Annotated in this window: 13 protein-coding genes; all 13 read right to left on the bottom strand. The window is 69.6% G+C overall.

Going from position 1 to position 16,452, the window contains the following annotated elements; all coding sequences use genetic code 11:
- Positions 1–144: 144 nt before the first annotated feature.
- Entirely contained in the window at positions 145–2,178 is a 2,034-nt protein-coding gene (locus tag HG543_RS26005) for a TonB family protein (RefSeq protein ID WP_169347554.1), read from the bottom strand.
- 57 nt (positions 2,179–2,235) lie between these two features.
- The gene (locus tag HG543_RS26000; protein WP_169347553.1) at positions 2,236–2,523 is read right to left on the bottom strand and encodes a hypothetical protein; all 288 of its coding nucleotides are present in this window, start codon (positions 2,521–2,523) and stop codon (positions 2,236–2,238) included.
- 186 nt (positions 2,524–2,709) lie between these two features.
- A complete protein-coding gene (locus tag HG543_RS25995; protein ID WP_246357297.1) occupies positions 2,710–4,290 on the bottom strand; it encodes a tetratricopeptide repeat protein in 1,581 nt (526 codons plus the stop codon).
- A gap of 47 nt (positions 4,291–4,337) precedes the next feature.
- A complete protein-coding gene (locus HG543_RS25990; protein WP_169347552.1) occupies positions 4,338–8,027 on the bottom strand; it encodes a tetratricopeptide repeat protein in 3,690 nt (1,229 codons plus the stop codon).
- Between the two features lie 250 nt (positions 8,028–8,277).
- Entirely contained in the window at positions 8,278–9,825 is a 1,548-nt protein-coding gene (locus tag HG543_RS25985) for a tetratricopeptide repeat protein (protein WP_169347551.1), read from the bottom strand.
- A gap of 23 nt (positions 9,826–9,848) precedes the next feature.
- Positions 9,849–11,045 (bottom strand): outer membrane beta-barrel domain-containing protein, encoded by a 1,197-nt coding sequence (locus HG543_RS25980; RefSeq protein WP_169347550.1) that lies wholly within the window; start codon positions 11,043–11,045, stop codon positions 9,849–9,851.
- Between the two features lie 11 nt (positions 11,046–11,056).
- Complete coding sequence (locus HG543_RS25975; protein WP_169347549.1) at positions 11,057–11,878, bottom strand: outer membrane beta-barrel domain-containing protein; 822 nt, start codon at positions 11,876–11,878, stop codon at positions 11,057–11,059.
- A gap of 397 nt (positions 11,879–12,275) precedes the next feature.
- Entirely contained in the window at positions 12,276–12,947 is a 672-nt protein-coding gene (rplC, locus tag HG543_RS25970; RefSeq protein ID WP_169347548.1) for a 50S ribosomal protein L3, read from the bottom strand.
- A gap of 149 nt (positions 12,948–13,096) precedes the next feature.
- Positions 13,097–13,867: a hypothetical protein gene (locus tag HG543_RS25965; protein ID WP_169347547.1), complete on the bottom strand. Its 771-nt coding sequence runs from the start codon at positions 13,865–13,867 to the stop codon at positions 13,097–13,099.
- 66 nt (positions 13,868–13,933) lie between these two features.
- The gene (locus HG543_RS25960; RefSeq protein WP_169347546.1) at positions 13,934–14,407 is read right to left on the bottom strand and encodes a hypothetical protein; all 474 of its coding nucleotides are present in this window, start codon (positions 14,405–14,407) and stop codon (positions 13,934–13,936) included.
- Between the two features lie 57 nt (positions 14,408–14,464).
- Complete coding sequence (locus HG543_RS25955; protein ID WP_169347545.1) at positions 14,465–15,571, bottom strand: HupE/UreJ family protein; 1,107 nt, start codon at positions 15,569–15,571, stop codon at positions 14,465–14,467.
- A 52-nt stretch (positions 15,572–15,623) separates the two neighbouring features.
- Positions 15,624–16,190 (bottom strand): hypothetical protein, encoded by a 567-nt coding sequence (locus tag HG543_RS25950; RefSeq protein WP_169347544.1) that lies wholly within the window; start codon positions 16,188–16,190, stop codon positions 15,624–15,626.
- Positions 16,187–16,345, bottom strand: coding sequence for a lmo0937 family membrane protein (locus tag HG543_RS25945; RefSeq protein WP_169347543.1), 159 nt, complete (start codon positions 16,343–16,345; stop codon positions 16,187–16,189). The genes HG543_RS25950 and HG543_RS25945 overlap by 4 nt, the downstream gene beginning before the upstream one ends.
- Positions 16,346–16,452: the final 107 nt, after the last annotated feature.

Below are 16,452 nucleotides of genomic sequence, written 5' to 3'. Positions count from 1 at the left end.
CATGCGTGCCCTCCCGGCCCAACCCCGGGAGCGGCGCTGGACGTTAATGATGCCCCCCGTGATCCGGCAACGAGGGGCGGAAACGAAAGTGGCGTGGACCGCTTCGTCCACGCCACTAGAGAACATCTGCGTTTCAGGGAGCGACTACCCCTCGCCGCCCTCACCACCCGCGGGCGAGAAGAGCCACGGGTAGGTCACCGCCACCACGCCGCCGCCCTTGGGCTCCGGGAACTTCCAGCGGCGGATGCGGGACAACATGCACTGCTCCGCCTTGGCGTTGCCCAGCGTCGACTCGGAGACGGTGGCGTCCGACACCGCGCCCGTCGGGTCGATGGTGAAGGCCACCGCCACCTTGCCGGCCAGGCTCGGGTTCTTGTTCAGCTCGGACTCGTAGCAGTACTTGATCTCCCCCTGGTGCCGCCGGATGACCTTGGCGATGACGTCCTTGTCGAGGCCGCCCACCACCGTCGTCTTGCCGGGGATGACCTTGGTGATGGACTTGCCGCGGCCGCCCAGGTCGATGCCACCCGAGCCACCCGCGCCACGCCCCGTACCCTGCGTGCCGAGGCCACCGATGCCCAGCGCCGTGCCGCCACCGCCGGTGCCCGTGCCGCGCGAGCCCAGGCCGCCCACGCCCTGCGCGTCACCCATGGCCGCGCCGCCCTTGAGGCCGCCCAGCGCGTTGTTCAGGCCGGTGCCGAAGCCGCCGGGGCCGAACACGTCCGAGGCCCCGCCCTTCAGCCCCTTGAACGCGCCCAGCAGGCCGACCTTGCCCACCACCTGCCGGTCCTTCTCCTTCTTGTTCTTGTCCACCACCGGGGTGCCCGGCTTCGAAGGCGCCGCTTCCGCCTGCTTCGCCTCCTCCTTGCCGAACTTGCCCTCTTCGTCCTTCGCCTTCGCGCCCTCCTCCACGCCGGACAGCTGGAGCTTCTTCTGCTCGAGCTTCTTCTCCGGGGTGATGAGGAACTTCGCCACGCGCTGCTGGTCCTCGAAGATGTCCGCCGACTCCGGCTGCTCCGCGCGCGGCGTGAGCACCATCGCCATCACCACCGCCAGACCCGCCAGCAGGCAGATGCTGGTGATCTTGAAGAAGGTGAAGTCCGAGTCCTGCAGCGACGTGGCGGTGATGCCCGGCGAGGGCCGCACGTAGCGCAGCACGAAGCCCACCGTGCCGATGGACACCTCGACGCGGTCATGCAGGCCCAGCGTGAGGACCTGGTCCTTGTCCTGCTTCAGCGCGCCGGCCGCGCGCAGCGCGTCCTTGGAGCGGACGTCGCCCTGGTTGGTGACGATGAGGCCCGCGCCCGCCGGAGCCCGCACCTCCAGCTTGTCGCCCTGGCTGACCGCCAGCACGTAGCGCTCGCCCACCTCCGGCGTGTAGACGTGGAAGAAGTTCTTCTTCCCCTCGCCGATGGTGACGGGCACGCCGTCCTTGAAGTGCTGGACCTCCAGCATCTGGTCGCCCCAGAGCATCGCCACCTGGAGCACCTTCGCCTCGGGGGCGGGCATCGCCTCCGGAGGCAACGGTTCCTGGAGGTGCGCCGGCGCCGTCGGCTTCACCGCCACCGGAGCCGGGGGCACCACCGCGCGCGAGCGCGGCACCCTGTTGAGCCCAGGAGGCTCCACCGGAGGCAGCACCGGCGTCACCGGCCGCTCCGTCCGCACCGAGACGCCAGAGGCCGAGGCCTCCATGCGAGGCGCGGACGGAGGCACCACCGGCACCGCCACCCGCGGCGTGTTCAGCGCCGAGGGAGGCGTCAGCACCTCCGGTACCGTCACCGGTGCCCTCTGCTGCGTCACCGAGCCCTGGAAGGCCGGTCCCGCGACCTTGGCACCCGCGGGCGCGTGGCGCGCGGCCTCGGCGCTCCCGAAGAGCACCTCCACCGTCGTGCCACCCACCTTGAGCACGTCCCCGGGTTTCAGGGCCGTGGGGATGAGCATCCGCTGGCCATGAACCTCCGTGCCGCTCTCGCTGCCAAGGTCGATGGCCGTGACGGAGCCATCCTTGTCCACCTTGAGCATCACATGAAGGTTCGAGACCCGAGGATCCTGAATCTTCACCGCCGCCTGGGCGCCCGACCCCACAATGACGCTCTCTGCTTCGGACACGGTTTCCACCGTGGAGCCGTCCGGCCCGGTGATTCGAAGCGTCAAGCCGTTATTCTTCGCCGCCGCCATGAGGATTCTTCCTTCTTCCCTTCCGCTCCCGAAAACGACCGACCGCCGCCGCCGCTGCTAGAGGTTATCGACTGACTTCTGCAACTCCGGGTCGAAGTTCTCCCGGACCTTGATGAGGCTCTGGAAGTCCGTCTTCTTGCGGTGGAGCACGTACGAGCCTTCCGGCTTCGTGAGCTCGCCTTCCACCGCCACGTCGGTGAAGTCGATCACCGTCTTCTTCTTGAAGACCGTGCGGTCCTCTTCCCGGATGACCTTCACCGTGTCCTTCGACTGCGCCTGCGCCAACGCCGCCGAAGGCGCCACCCACAGCCCCATCACCACCGCCACCGATGCCAGTCGCCTCATACCCAGCCTCCAATCGCTTTCATCGGGTGAGACAGCGGGTCTTCCTACAGGTTCCCGCGGGTCCATTGCACAGCGCGATCCAAACCCAAGTCCCTGAATCCTAAGGAACTTGCCTGCCGCCTGCCACGTGGCGGCCCGGAAGATGGAAAAAACTTCCATCTCCTGACCGTCACAACTGCCATCCCGCTATCGAGCGGGCGTGGGCGCCGGAGCGGCCGCGCCCTTGTCAGAAGCCGCACCCGTGACGGGGGCCGCCGGAGCAGCCGCGTCCGCCGCGGGGTTGCCAGGAGCCACGTTCGCGTCCTGCGCCCCAGGGGCCGCGCCAGGATTGCCAGGCGCCGCGTTCGTGCCCGGAGCCGTGGCATCCGTGCCCGGAGCCGCGGGCGTGGCGGTGTCACCGGACGGTGATGTGGCGCCCTCGGCGGCGGCCGCGCCCTCGGCGGAAGCCGCATCACCGGCGGGTGCCTCTCCCTCGGCGGGCGCCTCACCCTGCTCCTGCGGGAGCTGGTTGAGCATGGAGCCCCCGCCGCCGGTGGCCTCGTTCTTCGTCTCGCCCTCGCCCTCCGCGGTGGCGGGCGCGGGAGGCGGCGCCTTGAGCATGTTCTGCAGACCATTCACCTTCGCGGTGATCATCTGCTTGTCCTGCTCGGTGGTGCTGCCCAAGCCCTTGCACCGGTCGAGGAAGGCAATGGCCTTCTCCCAGCCGGAGCGGTCCGCCGCGTAGGCCCAGCCAGCGCCGCACACGGCCTCCGGCAGGTCCGAGCGAGCGGCGAGCACCTTCTCGTAGGCCTCGCCCGCGGCGACGCCCTTCTTCGGGTCGGTGGCCTTCTGCCCGTCCAGCGCGAAGGCCAGGTACAGCCGCGCGTCCGCCGAGTCGGGCTCCAGCTCCGTCACCTTGGTGAACGAGCGCTCCGCGCCCGCGTAGTCGCGGTAGCTGAGCGCCATGGCGCCGAGGTTGAGGTAGCCCGGAGCGAACTTCTCGTCGAGCGACACCGCCTTCTGGAACTGGGCGAGCGCGCGCGGGCGGTCATCCAGCTTCAGGTAGATCATCCCCAGCAGGTTGTAGATGGCCGGGTCCTTCTCCGCGTGCTTGCGGGCGGTGCCGGCCAGCAGCTCCGCCAGCCGGTACTGCTCGCGCGCATAGGCCACCTGCGCCAGGTTCTTGTACGCCTCGGGGTTGTCCTTGTTGCGCGCCAGCACGCGGCGGGCGGCGGCCTCGGACTCGTTGAGCTTGCCCGCCAGCCGCCAGGTGATGGACAGGCTGTTGAGCAGCGACGCGTCGAACTCGCGGCCCGGCACCTTCAGCGCCTTGTCGAGCAGCGCGACGGCGTCGTCCGCCCTCCCCTGCTCGCGGTGCAGCACCGCGAGGTTGACCGCGGACGGCACGTGGCCCGGGTCCAGCGTGAGGACCTTCTCGTAGGCCACCCGCGCGTCATCCATGCGGCCCTGGCGCTCGGCGATGACGCCCAGGTTGAACTGCGCGTTGAGCAGCTGCGGCTGCTTCGCCAGGGCCTTCTCGAAGCCCTGGCGCGCGCCGTCCAGGTCTCCGGCCTCGTAGGCCTGGAGCGCCGCGGCGAACAGCTCCGTGCCGCTGCCATCCTGAGGCATGGGCGTGGGCGTGGGCGCCTGCTGCTCGGCGGGCGTGGCCGGCTTCTGGGCCGAGGGCGCCGGCGTCTCCGGCAGGACCGAGGCCTTCGTCTGGGGCCCCGACGCGCACGCCGCCGTGAAGGCCAGCGAGCCGGCGAGGAACGAGCGGAACCAGTTCATCCGAGTCTTCCCTGTCCCTGCATGAGCGATGTTGAAGCGAGCGGGCATCACGGCCGCACCTCCCCGAGCGAGGCGGTGGGCGCGGGCGCCGTCTCATCCGACTTCGTAGGCGGCTGCTGCGCCGGGTCCACCGGGGCGGCCGCCGGGTTGGCGGGCTGCGCCGGAGCACCGGGAGCCGGGGCCGCGGGCGTGGCGGGCACCGTGGTCGCGGCCGTCGCATCCGGCTCGCGGGCGAGGTCCGCGCGGGCCATGGAGTCGCTGGCGCGGTAGCCCACCTGCCGGACCTGGGCGTACGCGCCGGGCCGGAAGCGGTTCACCTGGTCCTGCGCGGTCAGCGTCCACTGGCTGTACACGCCCAGCTCGTAGGCCTTCTCCAGCGCCTTCTCGAGCGCCTCGGTGGCCTTGTCCTCCAGCGGCAGCGCCAGGTTCTCCAGCTCCGCGCGGTACATGGCGGTCTGGTCCTCGTCGAGCCCCTGCGGGTCCGGCGACTCCATGATGTTGCGCGCGAAGTCCGCGTACGCCAGACCGATGCGCGTCAGGGCCGCGATGCCCCAGTCACCCGAGCCGGTGGCGAGCACCGCGAGGTACTCCTTCTCCAGCCTCTGGATTTCGCGCTGCTTGGCGGCGAGGTCGCGGCGGATGGTGCTCACCCGCGCGAACTTGATGTCCGTGTAGCGCTTCCACGCCGGCTCCAGCGCCAGGAAGCGCGCGTGGCCGTACGCGTTGAGCACCGCCACGTCCTTGCGGGCGGCCTCGGGCAGCCGGTTCCAGCCGCGCACCAGCTCGGACTGCACGCGCTCCTGCTCACGGACGTTCTTCAGCTGCTGGTACGCGAGCAGCTCGTTGTACCGGGCCAGGTACACCTGCTGCGCCGCCGCGCGCGAGTCACGCCCGTACGTCTCCGCGAAGGAGCCGAAGGTCTTCGCCGCCTCGCCCCACTTCTTCTCCTTCTGCCACACGTTGGCGATGGCGAAAGCCACCTGGGGCACGTCCTTGCGGTCCTTGAAGCGCGTGACGTAGGCGGTGTACGCGGACACGGCCTTCTGCGGCTCGCCCGCGCCTTCCCACCAGACACCGGCGTTGAACTGCGCGTCCGCCACCCAGGCGCCCGCCTCATCCACCAGCGCCTTGCGCTCGGCGGCCCGCTGCGCGCGCTTGGACTCCGCGTCCTCCGCGGCACCCGGCGAGTCGCTCTGCTTCTTCGCGGTGGCCTTGCGCTCCTTCGCCTTCTTCGCCTCGGCCTCCCGCGCCTTCACCGCCGCGTCGTACTCGGCGATGAAGGACTCGGCCATCAGCGCCGCCTTGCGGTACTCGGCCACCTTCTCGTAGAGGCCGGCCAGCGAGTAGCGCGCCTTCAGCTCGAAGTTGCTGCGCGGGTACTCCTTGAGGAAGCGCTCGCCGGCCTCGATGCCCTTGTCGATCTCCCCCGCCTCCTGGGCAATCACCATCACGTAGGTGAGCGCGCGGTCGGCGTTCTCCGACCTGGGGAACTCGGCGACGAACTTGAGGAACTCCTCGGCGGCCTTCTTCGGGTTCTTCTCCTTCTTGTAGATGACCTCGTCCACCCACTTGTAGTGGCTGCCCTCCACCACGCGGGACACGCGAGTGGCGAACTCCGTGCCGGGCTTGGACAGCTTCTTGTTGGCGAGGAACTTCCGCGACAGCGTGCTCAGCTCCAGCCACTCCTCGCGGCTCTCGAGCACGTACATGGTGAGGTCCGCCGCGTCACGCGAGCGCCGCTCCTCGGGGAACTTCTCGATGATTTCGCCGAAGCGCCGGGCCGCGTCCACGAAGTGGCTGCGGTCGTAGAGGATGACGGCCGCCTGGTACCGCAGGTCGATTTCGTCCTGCGTGTCCGGGTACAGCTTCACGTAGGTGTCGCACGCGGCGACGAGGCGGTCCTCGAACTTCGTGAGCGGCTCCTCCTCGCGCTCCTTCGCGTCGCGCTTGACGATCTTCTGCCTGGCGACGTCGCCCTTGTCCTTCTTCTCGTCGACCTTCTGGCCGTCCTTGAGGTCGCTCTTGGCGAGCTGGCCGCGCTCGATCTTCACCAGCTTGTCGTAGGCGAGGATGGCGTTGTACGCGGCGCTCTTGCGGTAGCTCTCGTTGGAGACCTCGCGCGCCGAGTCGCGGTCCGGAATCTTGAACGCCACCACGGCGTCGTACTCGGCGGCGGCGGCCTGCCACTCCTCCAGGGCCCAGAGGATTTCGGCGTAGAAGAAGCGCAGGTTGAAGGCCGAGTCCGCGACGAAGTCCGGGTTGGAGTTCGAGGCGAACGCGTCCACGTACTGCTTGTAGATGTCACGCGCGAGCCGGTAGGTCTCCACCTGGCGCGTCTTCTGCGCCTCCTGGTGGTACTCGGTCACCATCACCCGCATCGCCTCTTCGGTGACGTTGAAGGCATTGCGCAGGACGCTGGCCTGACCCTCGTTGGCCTTCCACCACTCGCCACCGGGGCTGTACAGGTCCACCATCCGCTTCATTTCCTTGCGGACCTGCTGGCGCTGGCGCAAGCCCTCGAAGGCGCGGACGATGGCCTGCTGGTACTCGGGGGCGTTGGCGCCCATGGGCTCGTCGTCCACGAGCGTGCGGTACGTGAGGATGGCGCTGTCGAAGTGACCCGCGTCCACGAGGCCCGCCGCCGTCTTCGCGATGAGCCGGCCCTGCCGCTTCGCCGGAGCCTTCTCCTTGAAGTAGGTGATGGCCTGCTTCGGCTGATCCAGCTGCACGTAGAAGACGGTCAGGTCGTTGAGCGCCTCGGTGCGCAGGTCGCCCAGCTCCTCCTGCTTCGCGGAGTAGTCCACCACCTCGTGGAGCTTCTTGAGGCCCGCCTCGTAGTCACCGGTGTTGTAGTCGCACCAGGACAGCTTGTAGATGGCGTACGCGTAGATCTTCGGCACGCCGGTGTCCCGCGCCTTCTCGTAGTTCTCCTTGGCGGGGACGAGCTTGTTGTTCTCGAAGTAGTGGTTGCCGAGCTGGATGTACGCGTCCGGCACGAACTGGGACTTCGGGAAGTCGCGGATCAGCTCCTCGTAGCGGGCCACGGCCGCGTCACGGCGGCCGAGCTCGTAGAGGTTGTACCCCATGGAGAAGAGGATCTCGTCCCGGTTGGGGTACTTCGGGTAGGCGCGGAGGATGTCCTCGTAGATGGCCATCGTCTCGGCGCGGTAGCGCTCGCTCTCGCGATGGTCCTTCTTGGGCTCCTCGGCCTTCTCGCCGCGGGCGATGGCCGCGTCGTACGCCTTCTCCGCGGCGAGGAAGCGGTCCATCTCCAGCCGGTAGAGGTACTTGGACTTCTCCCAGTACAGCTCGGACAGGCGGCTGAGGAACTCCGCCTTCTGGGGGTTGTCGTCGCTCAGCTTGGTGACGAGGCGCTTGAGGGCCTCGATGGCCTCATCACGCTTCTTGTCCGCGAGCGCGTCCTTCTTCGAGTCCTCGATGCGGGGAATGTCCGCGAACTTGGCCGTGGCGGGCTTCACCCGCGCGGGCCCGCGGCGCACGTCCTCCGGCGCCACGCCCGGAGGCGGCGCCTTGGCCTCCTCCTTCTTCGCGGCCTGGGTCTCCTTGTCCTTCTTGGAGGCCTTGCCCTTCTCCGCTGCCCCGGAGGTCTTCGACGCCGACGCCGTGGCGGGCTTCTTCACCGCCTTGCGGGCCGGCGGTTCCGCCGCCTCTCCCACCCCACCGGTGGCGAGCGCGACGCCCACCGCCAGTGCACCGAAACGAAGCACCACCTTCATGCGAGCTCCTGCCGTGAAGCCGACCCGGCACGTGGGCGATCAGGCGCCCACCGACAAGGGACGACGGAAAGTAGACGCGCACTCCAGGAATGAGAAGTGGCGTGGAACGACTCTTGCGGCCGGTAACCCACTGTCTGGCAATGATTTCTTCCATTGCCCGACAACGCCAGAGGGGGCGGCCCCAGCGCCCATGTGCGCGCGGGAGCGGCCCCCTCTTCGGGTACGGCCATGGGCGACCTGCGCCCACGTGTTACGGCTGTTGCTGTTGTCCCTCGGACGTCTTCGCCGGGCAGCCGCGCTTCAGCGTGTACTGGTAGTAGCCAATCTCGTCGATCCAGAACTCGCCCTGGAACTTCCAGTAGTTGTAGTTCGCCCCCGGCATCTTCGGGCGGTACAGCGACTGGCGCGTCAGGAGCGTCTTCTGGTCCACGCCGGCCTGGAGCAGGTCCTTCTCGTCCAGCGCCGTCTGCACGCGGATGATTTCGGCCTGGTCGGAGAAGGTGCGCAGGTTGTCGGCCGCCTCGCGGATGCGGCTCTTGGCGAGCGTGCCACCCACCTGCAGCAGCGTGCCGCGGACCTCTTCCAGCGAGGCCACCGTCTGGGCCGCCATGGGCGAGCCGCGCCAGCCACCGCCGCTCAGCTCGCGCTTCTCCGCGTCCACCCGGTCCAGCATCCGCATCACCTCGCGGATGCGCTCGTTGTTGCGCAGCCACAGGTACACCGGGCGCGGCAGCCGGCGGTTCTCCGCCGCCACGAGATTGTAGGCCTGCACGAGGTTGGTGTCGTCGCCGGTGAAGGGCTCGAGCTGCTTGGCCATGGGGCCGTAGCGCTCGTCGAAGGCCGCCAGCGTGGTCTTCACCTCGTCGTAGAGGCACGAGTAGTAGTAGACGGTCGCCTTGAGAATCCACGACTCGGGCTGGAAGGCGCCCTCGAACTGCGGCGCGTGGAGCGCCTGGAGGCTGCCGAGCGCGCCGCCGAAGTCCTCGTTCTGGAAGCGCGCGAAGCCGTTCTCGAAGAGGGCCTGGTCCCAGTAGCGCGCGTGGCGCGGCACCCGCTCGTAGGCGGCGGTGGACTCGGCGTGCTCGCCGCGGCGGTAGTGCAGGCGGCCCAGGCTGAGCAGCGCCAGGTGCTGGGTGGACTTCAGCTCCACCTGCGGCTCCTTCGCGGACTGCACCTCCTGGAAGGCGGCGATGGCGGCCTTGTCCAGCGCGTCGCCTTCACCCGGACGGCCGGGGAAGCGCGGATCCGACAGCACCACGCCCAGGAGGTAGCGCGACTTGGCGTAGACGCGGCTGTCCTTCGGCACCGCCTCCAGCAGCGCGCGCGCCTCCTCGAAGCGGCCGCGGCGCTGGCTCACCGTGCCCACGAGGTAGTTGATGCGGGCCAGCACCTCCTTGGGCAGCGTCACCCACCTGTCCCGCACCTCGTCGGTGTAGGCCTGGTTGAGGATGCTGGGGATGAGGTTCTGCTCGTCGAGCTGCTGCTGCATGTCGACGAGCCCCTCCACCGCCTTGAGGTACGAGGGGTGCGAGGGCCCGGCGTTGACGATGGCCGCGTAGGAGATGAAGGCGGCGACGGGCAGGCCCTTCTTCGCCAGGGACTGCGCGAGGAAGTACTCCGACTTGCCCTTCACGTCGGCGTCGGCGGCGCCCTCGGAGAGCTGGAAGAAGAGCGGCGCGGCGGTGTCGTAGTCGCCGGCGTTGAAGGCGGCCAGCGCGCGGTTGTAGCCGCCCACGTCCTGCTGGGCGAACACCGCGAGCGGCGCCAGGACGACGAAGAGGCTGAGCAGTCGTTTCATGGCGGTGGGAGCCTTCATGTGCGTCAGAAGAGGATGGAGAAGCCGGCGTAGAAGCTGATGTTGTTGAGGACGTCCGAGGACGGCTCGGCCACCAGGTCGCGCCCGAGGATGATGTCCTCGCGGTAGTTCTTCTTCGTCTTCGGGTCCACGCCGTCGAACTTCTGGTAGTTGCAGCTGCCGCTCAGCGCCAGCGTGGAGAAGTCCTGGTTCGCCGCGCGCGCGGCCTCCAGCGCCTCGAAGTCCGCCAGGTTGCAGCCGTCCACCTTGTCCACGCGGGCGGTGTAGATGAGGTCCCTCACCTCCATGCGCAGCGCGTACGACTCGCCGAACTGGAGGCGGAAGCCGCCGCCCACCGAGCCGAGGAACTTGGTGCCGGTGTCACCGAAGCGCGCGGGCACCGTGAAGCGCTCGCCGCCCTCGGCCTCGTTGGTGACTTCCGGGCGGATGAGGTGCCGCGTGGCGCCCACGCCCGCGCCGCCGCTCAGCACCACGCTGAACTGCGCCAGAGAGTCATTGAGGAAGGCGAACTTGCCGTACAGCGGCGTCACCTCCACGCCCGCCTGCGCGCCCCATACCAGGAGCAGCGACGAGGCCGCCTGCGCCTGCTCGCGGACCTTGTCGATGAGCTCCAGGTTGAAGTCGCTCTCGTTCGAGTACCAGTTGTACTGACCGGACGCCTGGAACGCGAAGTTCTCGTGCAGGTGGTAGATGTACTGGAGGGCCGAGCCGGCGTGGTTGGTGTACTTGCCGTTCACCTGCACCGTCGCCGGGAAGAAGGCGAACTCGTGCTTGCCCTCGTCCGCGAAGCGCTTCTTCTGGACGATGTGCACCGACACGTTCGGGTTGTAGAGCGGCGCGCCGTGCACCAGCCGCTGCTGCTGCGCGTCCGTGGTGCGCGGGGCCTCGGCGGCCAGCACCGGGGCGTCCTCGGGCGTGGCGGGCTCCGGCGGCGTGGGCTCGGCCAGCACCGGGGCCTGCTGCTGTTCCGTGCCCTGGGGCGCTGGGGCCTCGGCCTCGGGCTCCGGGGCCTCCTGGGGCGCGATGGGCTCCGGGCGCGAGGAGGGCGGCTCGGGGGCCTCCGGCTTCGGCTGGGACTGGGCGGGCGGCGGCGGAACGGACGTCTCCGCACCGGGCGCGGGCACGGACTGCCCACCGGACGCCTGCGCGAGCGCGAGGGCCGGAGCGGCGACGAGAAGCGCGAGGGAGAGGATGGGTCGCATGTCAGTGGGGCCTAGAAGGAGAAGGTGTAGCCAAGGTCGAACTGCACCAGGTGCGTGAAGCCGGGGCTGGACGCGGGCTCACCCGACTCGCGCCCGGCCTCCCAGTCCTCCCGCCGCAGGTTGACGCGGTAGGCATCGCGGAAGACCCAGTCGCGCAGCTCCAGCCGCACGCCGTGCTTGCCCAGGACGAAGAAGCGGAAGCCCACCGCGGCGGACACCACCGGCGCCACCCGCGTCTCCTTCGCCCAGTAGTTCTCGTTGGCGCTGCCGCGGTCGTCCGGCGCCGAGCGGTCGTCACAGATGCCCAGCTCACGGTCCACCACGCGCGTGCACTGGATGACGGAGTTGCGCTGGAACGAGCCCAGGCCGCCGCCCGCCCAGACGTACGCCTGGAAGTGGGCCGGCAGGTCCGACACCAGGCTGAGCTTCCCGTAGATGGGCGCCCACCGGACGCCCGCCACGCCGTGGACATTCATCTCCCACAGGTCCTCGAGCTCGTCGGTGATCTGCTTGTCCTCGCGGTTGAGGAAGCTCTCGGAGATGGAGCGCGCCAGGCCCGTGTGGCGGCTCGCCGCGTAGCCGGCGCGCGCTTCAATCGCGAAGGTGTCGAAGAGGTTGTAGGCGACGCCGGCATTCAAGAAGTAGTGCGCCGTCAGGTGCGTCTGCACCGGCAGGCCCACGCCCAGGGACAGCTCCAGCTGCCCTCCGGGCTCGAAGAGCCGGTTGCGGACGACGACGTTGTCGAGGACCTGCTCGTCCTCCTGCGCCGCGGCGACTGGCGCCGCCAGCGAGATGGCCAACGAAGCGATGACGCTGAGCGTGCGTGCGTTCATGGTTCCTGCCCGGCCCGTGGGGTGGGCCGCCGTGTGCGGGAGTCCTGGAGACTCCCCCATCCCGGGCGCCTGCGTCACTGGACGATCAGGCCCCTTCGTGGCGCATCCATGTGCACACGCCTTCCACGACCGACAAGCCGCGAGGGCCACGAGTCGGAATTCTTTTCACGCATGCCCGCCGGTGGCGCCCACCGGTCAACGTTTCCCCCCGTGCCATGACGCCCTCGGTGACGGACGGGGCACCCGGAGTGCCACGGAAGGGCACACCTGTACCCACCCACCACGTCCCCGAGGGCCGGGCACACGTGGCCCGCAAAGCGGACGCCCCGCCCGGATGCCCGAGGAGTCGGGCCCGGAAGCGGGGCGTCAGGAGCGTCGGTAACGCTCGAAGGCGGGACTAGCCGCGGGCGGCCTTGTGCTGCGCGCGCATCGCCACCTTGATGCTCGGGCGGACGTAGACGACGGCGTTGTTGTGGCCCGGGACGGCACCCTTCACCAGGATGAGGCCCTTCTCCACGTCCACGCCGACGACGGTCAGGTTCTGCGTGGTGACCTGCTCCACGCCGTAGTGACCCGGCATCTTCTTGTTCGGGTAGGTACGGCCAGGCGTCTTACGCTGACCGATGGCGCCGGGGTGACGCTGGTACTCGTGCGTACCGTGCGTCTTCGTCTGGGAACCCTTGAAGCTCCAGCGGCGCATGACGCCGGAGAAGCCGCGGCCCTTGGTGATGCCGGTGACGTCCACCAGCTCGCCCTTGGCGAACATGTCCGCCTTGACGGCGTCGCCCACGTTGAAGGAAGCGGCCTCCTCGGCGGAGACGCGGAACTCCTTCAGGTGGCGGCGGAAGGGCGCGTTCGCCTTCTTGAAGAAGCCGAGCTCGGCCTTGTTCAGGATCTTCTCGCGGATCTCGCCGAAGCCCAGGGTCACCGCGGAGTACTTGTCCTTCTCCGGGGTGCGCTTCCCCACGACCTGGCAGGTGCCCACATCGATCACGGTGACCGGGACGAGGTTGCCCTCATCGTTGAACACCTGGGTCATGCCAACCTTCTTGCCAATCAGACCCTTCACAGTCGTCCTCACACTGCCAGCGCGCGTCGTGGCGCGGAAAAACCCAATGAATTCAATGACCTGGACTGCTCGCGTCCCCGCGGTCGCCAGGAAGCGGCGCAATGTAGCAGACGCGCCCCTCACGTCAAGCACTACGGGCGAGGGAACCCCTACTGGGCGCGATCCAACCGGGGGTAGAACGGTGCGAGCTGCGGATCAGAGATGCGCTGCGCGTACACGTCCTCGCCGAGGAGGAACAACGCCTGGTCCAGATAATCCTCCGCGGCCTTGACCTCTTCCTCCTTCACGGCGATTGCCTGGTCGAGCTCCACCATCCGCTGGTCGTGCTCCAGCTTGCGCGCCTCCTCCTCGTCCTCCATCTCCAGCAGGCGCTTGTGCGCCAGGATGCCGGCCGCGCCGGGCTGGCCGGGCTGGGGCGTGAGGGCGGTGGCCACGCGGTGATCCAGGTCCTCGACGTCGCGGGTCAGCCGCATCTGGGCCAGCCGCGTCTTCTTGAGGTTGGTGCGGGCCAGTTCAATCTTGCCGGGGTCCTGGCCCGTCAGCTCCATGTCCTGGATCTTCTGCTCCAGCTTGCGCAGGCCGTCCTGGGAGTAGCGCATCTCGGCGCGCTTGGTGGACAGCAGCTTGCGCTGGTCCTTGATCTTCCCCTCGACGGCGTCCACCGCCTTCTTCCACTTCTTGACGATGGCGTCGTGGCCGGCCTTCTCCTCGGCCTGCTGGGCCAGGAAGTCCTGGAACGCGGCGTCCTCGTCGTTCATCTCCTGCTCGAGCGCGGCGAGCTCGTCCCGGCGCGCCACCACCGCCTCCTCGGCGCGGTAGACGCGGTCCATGGAGCGCGGGCAGTTGGGCTTTCCGGGCAGCCTGTCTCTCGCCAGGTCGCCGAGCTGGAAGATGAGGTCGTTGTAGCTCTCCTTCGCCATGGGCGCGTTTCTACGCCCAACGCGCGGGGACTGTCACCGGGAGAGCGGTCCTGAAGACGCGCGCCGTCAGGAGCCGGCGGGCGCGTCGGCGGTGGGAGCCGGGCCGTGGGAGACGGCGGCCTGGGCCCCCTCGGCCAGGGCGAGCAGCTCGCGGGCCCGGTCCTGCTCCTCGGTGCGGTTGAGCTCGCACACCCAGGCGGAGGACAGGTCCGCCTGCTGGCGGGCCAGCTCGGCGGTCGTCTCGTAGCGGGCGGCGGAGGCGCGGGCGAAGCAGCCCTCGCGACGCAGCTCGAGGATGGTGTCGGCGTCGAGCTCGATTTCCTCCGGCGGGACGGGCAGCGGCCCCCGGCCCAGCGCGGCCAGCCGCGCCAGCAGGCGCGACGCGTGCGCGCGGCAGAACGCGGCCAGCACCATCAACCGCGCACGCACCCGCGCGTCTCCGATGCGCTCCGCCAGCGCTGTCATCCGCCGGGCGGAGACGACCTCCGCCTCCCATGCGGCGGCCAGCGCAGCGGCCAGCCGGGTATGCCTCGCACCCATGGACTTCCCCCGTTCCCTACCCTTATGTCGCCAACGTAGGAACGGCCCCCGCCGGATTCAACCGAGTGCCCGCTCGAACATCCAGTACCCACCAGCAGCGAGGATGCCAACCGACAGGACGCGTACGGTTCTGAGGTGGAGCGCGGGCCGGCGGCGCACCATGCGCAGGACTGGCAGCAGGACGATGACCACCGCCGCCTGCCCCAGCTCCACGCCCAGGTTGAAGCCCAACAGTCCCGTCACCAGCGAGTCCCCCAGGCCGTACCCGGCCAGCGTGCCGGCGAGGCCGAAGCCGTGCACCAGTCCGAAGAGGAAGGTGACGAGGACGCGGTGCCGGTGCTCGCGCAGGACGAGGTTCTCCACCGCGACATAGATGATGGAGGCGGCGATGGCGGCCTCCACCCAGCGCGCCCGCTCGCCGTCCAGCACCACCCAGCCCAGCGCGGTGGCCCCCAATGTAATGGAGTGCGCCACGGTGAAGGACGTCACCAGCAGCAGCACCCGCTTGAGGCCGCCGCCCACCAGCAGCACCGCCAGCAGGAAGGCCAGGTGGTCCACGCCCTCGAAGAGGTGGCTGACGCCCAGGGACACCCAGCCACCGAAGCCGCTGACCGGAGAGGCCCCCTCCCCTCCCGTCTCGCCGGGGCCGGGGATGGCCACGCTCGGCTGCGCGGCGTCCGCGAAGATGGCGCCGGGCACCTCGCCGTCCAGGGAGCTGCCCAGGATGACCCGGTAGCCCGCCGGCAGCACGGACAGCACGGTGTACGTCTGCCGCAGGGGCCCCGGCGGGCACTGGAAGGTGGCGGACAGCTCCACGTACGTCTGCCGCAGCAGCGCCGCGTGGGAGGTCCGCGCGCAGGGACGCCCGTCCGCGGTCAGAGGCATGGCATCCCACACGCCCACCTCGAGCGCGGCGCGCCGGGCGTCCAGGTCCGCCTGGGACACGGTGCCGTCACCGTCCGCGTCGGCGGGCAGCAGCAGGCCCAGCGTGCCCGTCGTCAGGGTGAGCACCTGGCGCACCTCGGACGTCGGGGATTCGGCCCCGGCGGCCTCCGGGGCCACGCGGCGGACCTGGGAATAGAGGATGTCGGCGTCGTGCGCGGAGGCCGCGCTCGCGGCCAGCAGCAGGGCCGCGAGCACCACCCGGGGGGAGGCCCTCGTCATGGACGCGCAGCCTGCCGTCATGGCGGGCCGGCGTCCACCCTCCCTCCCCTCGCTACTCGTGGATGAAGCGGAGTTCCACCTGCTGGCGGCCGCTCAGCCCCCCGTGCCGCGTGCCGCAGTAGGGGCAGAAGAGGGGCTGATCCCAGTCCCACAGCACCTTCAGGTCATCCCCGCAGCACAGCATGGGGAGCGTGCGCAGGAGCTCGTCCGCCTCCGGGTCCATGGGCCCGGGCAGCGACTCCGGAGGCACCGCCACGAAGGTGGGCCGCGGGTTGAGCGACAGCGTGCGCGACACGTGGGCCATCTGCTCGTAGCGCACGTGGTTGGCCCACGCGCGCGCCACGGACTCCAGATGGGTCTGCTGCGCGGGGGTGAGGTAGTCGTCCGCCGGCGCGCGCTGGCCGCAGTAGGGGCAGCGCCACAGCGGCAGCCCGTCCTCGCACTCGTGCGAGTTCTCCAGCGAGAAGAAGGACTGCAGCTTGTGCATCACCGCGCGGGCGTCGAACGGGCCCGGCCGCATCTTGAAGGGGCGCGAGCAGCTCGGGCACTCGCGCCGCGTGAAGCCCGCGGTGTCCCGGGGCAGGTCCAGGCCCGTGACTTCCAGTCCGGCGCCGCTCATGACACCGCCGTCCTGCGGCCGTGGGACGCCACCGCCAGCAGGAAGGCCACCATCGAGAACAGCAGCAGCAGGTGGACCCAGTACCCCTCCGTGGAGCCCGTCGTCAGGCCCAGGCACCACAGCACCAAGAGGATCATCCCAATCGTCCAGTACACGCCACACCTCCACGCCCCACACCCTGGCGCGGACGAAGGTAGGAACGGGTACCGGAGCGGGCAACCCAGTCCTTTTCACAGTCCCAGGGTGGGTAAAGCACTGCCCC

The organism is Pyxidicoccus fallax (assembly GCF_012933655.1).
In the GTDB taxonomy this organism is placed as follows: domain Bacteria; phylum Myxococcota; class Myxococcia; order Myxococcales; family Myxococcaceae; genus Myxococcus; species Myxococcus fallax.
This window is presented reverse-complemented; position numbering and strand designations above follow the sequence as displayed.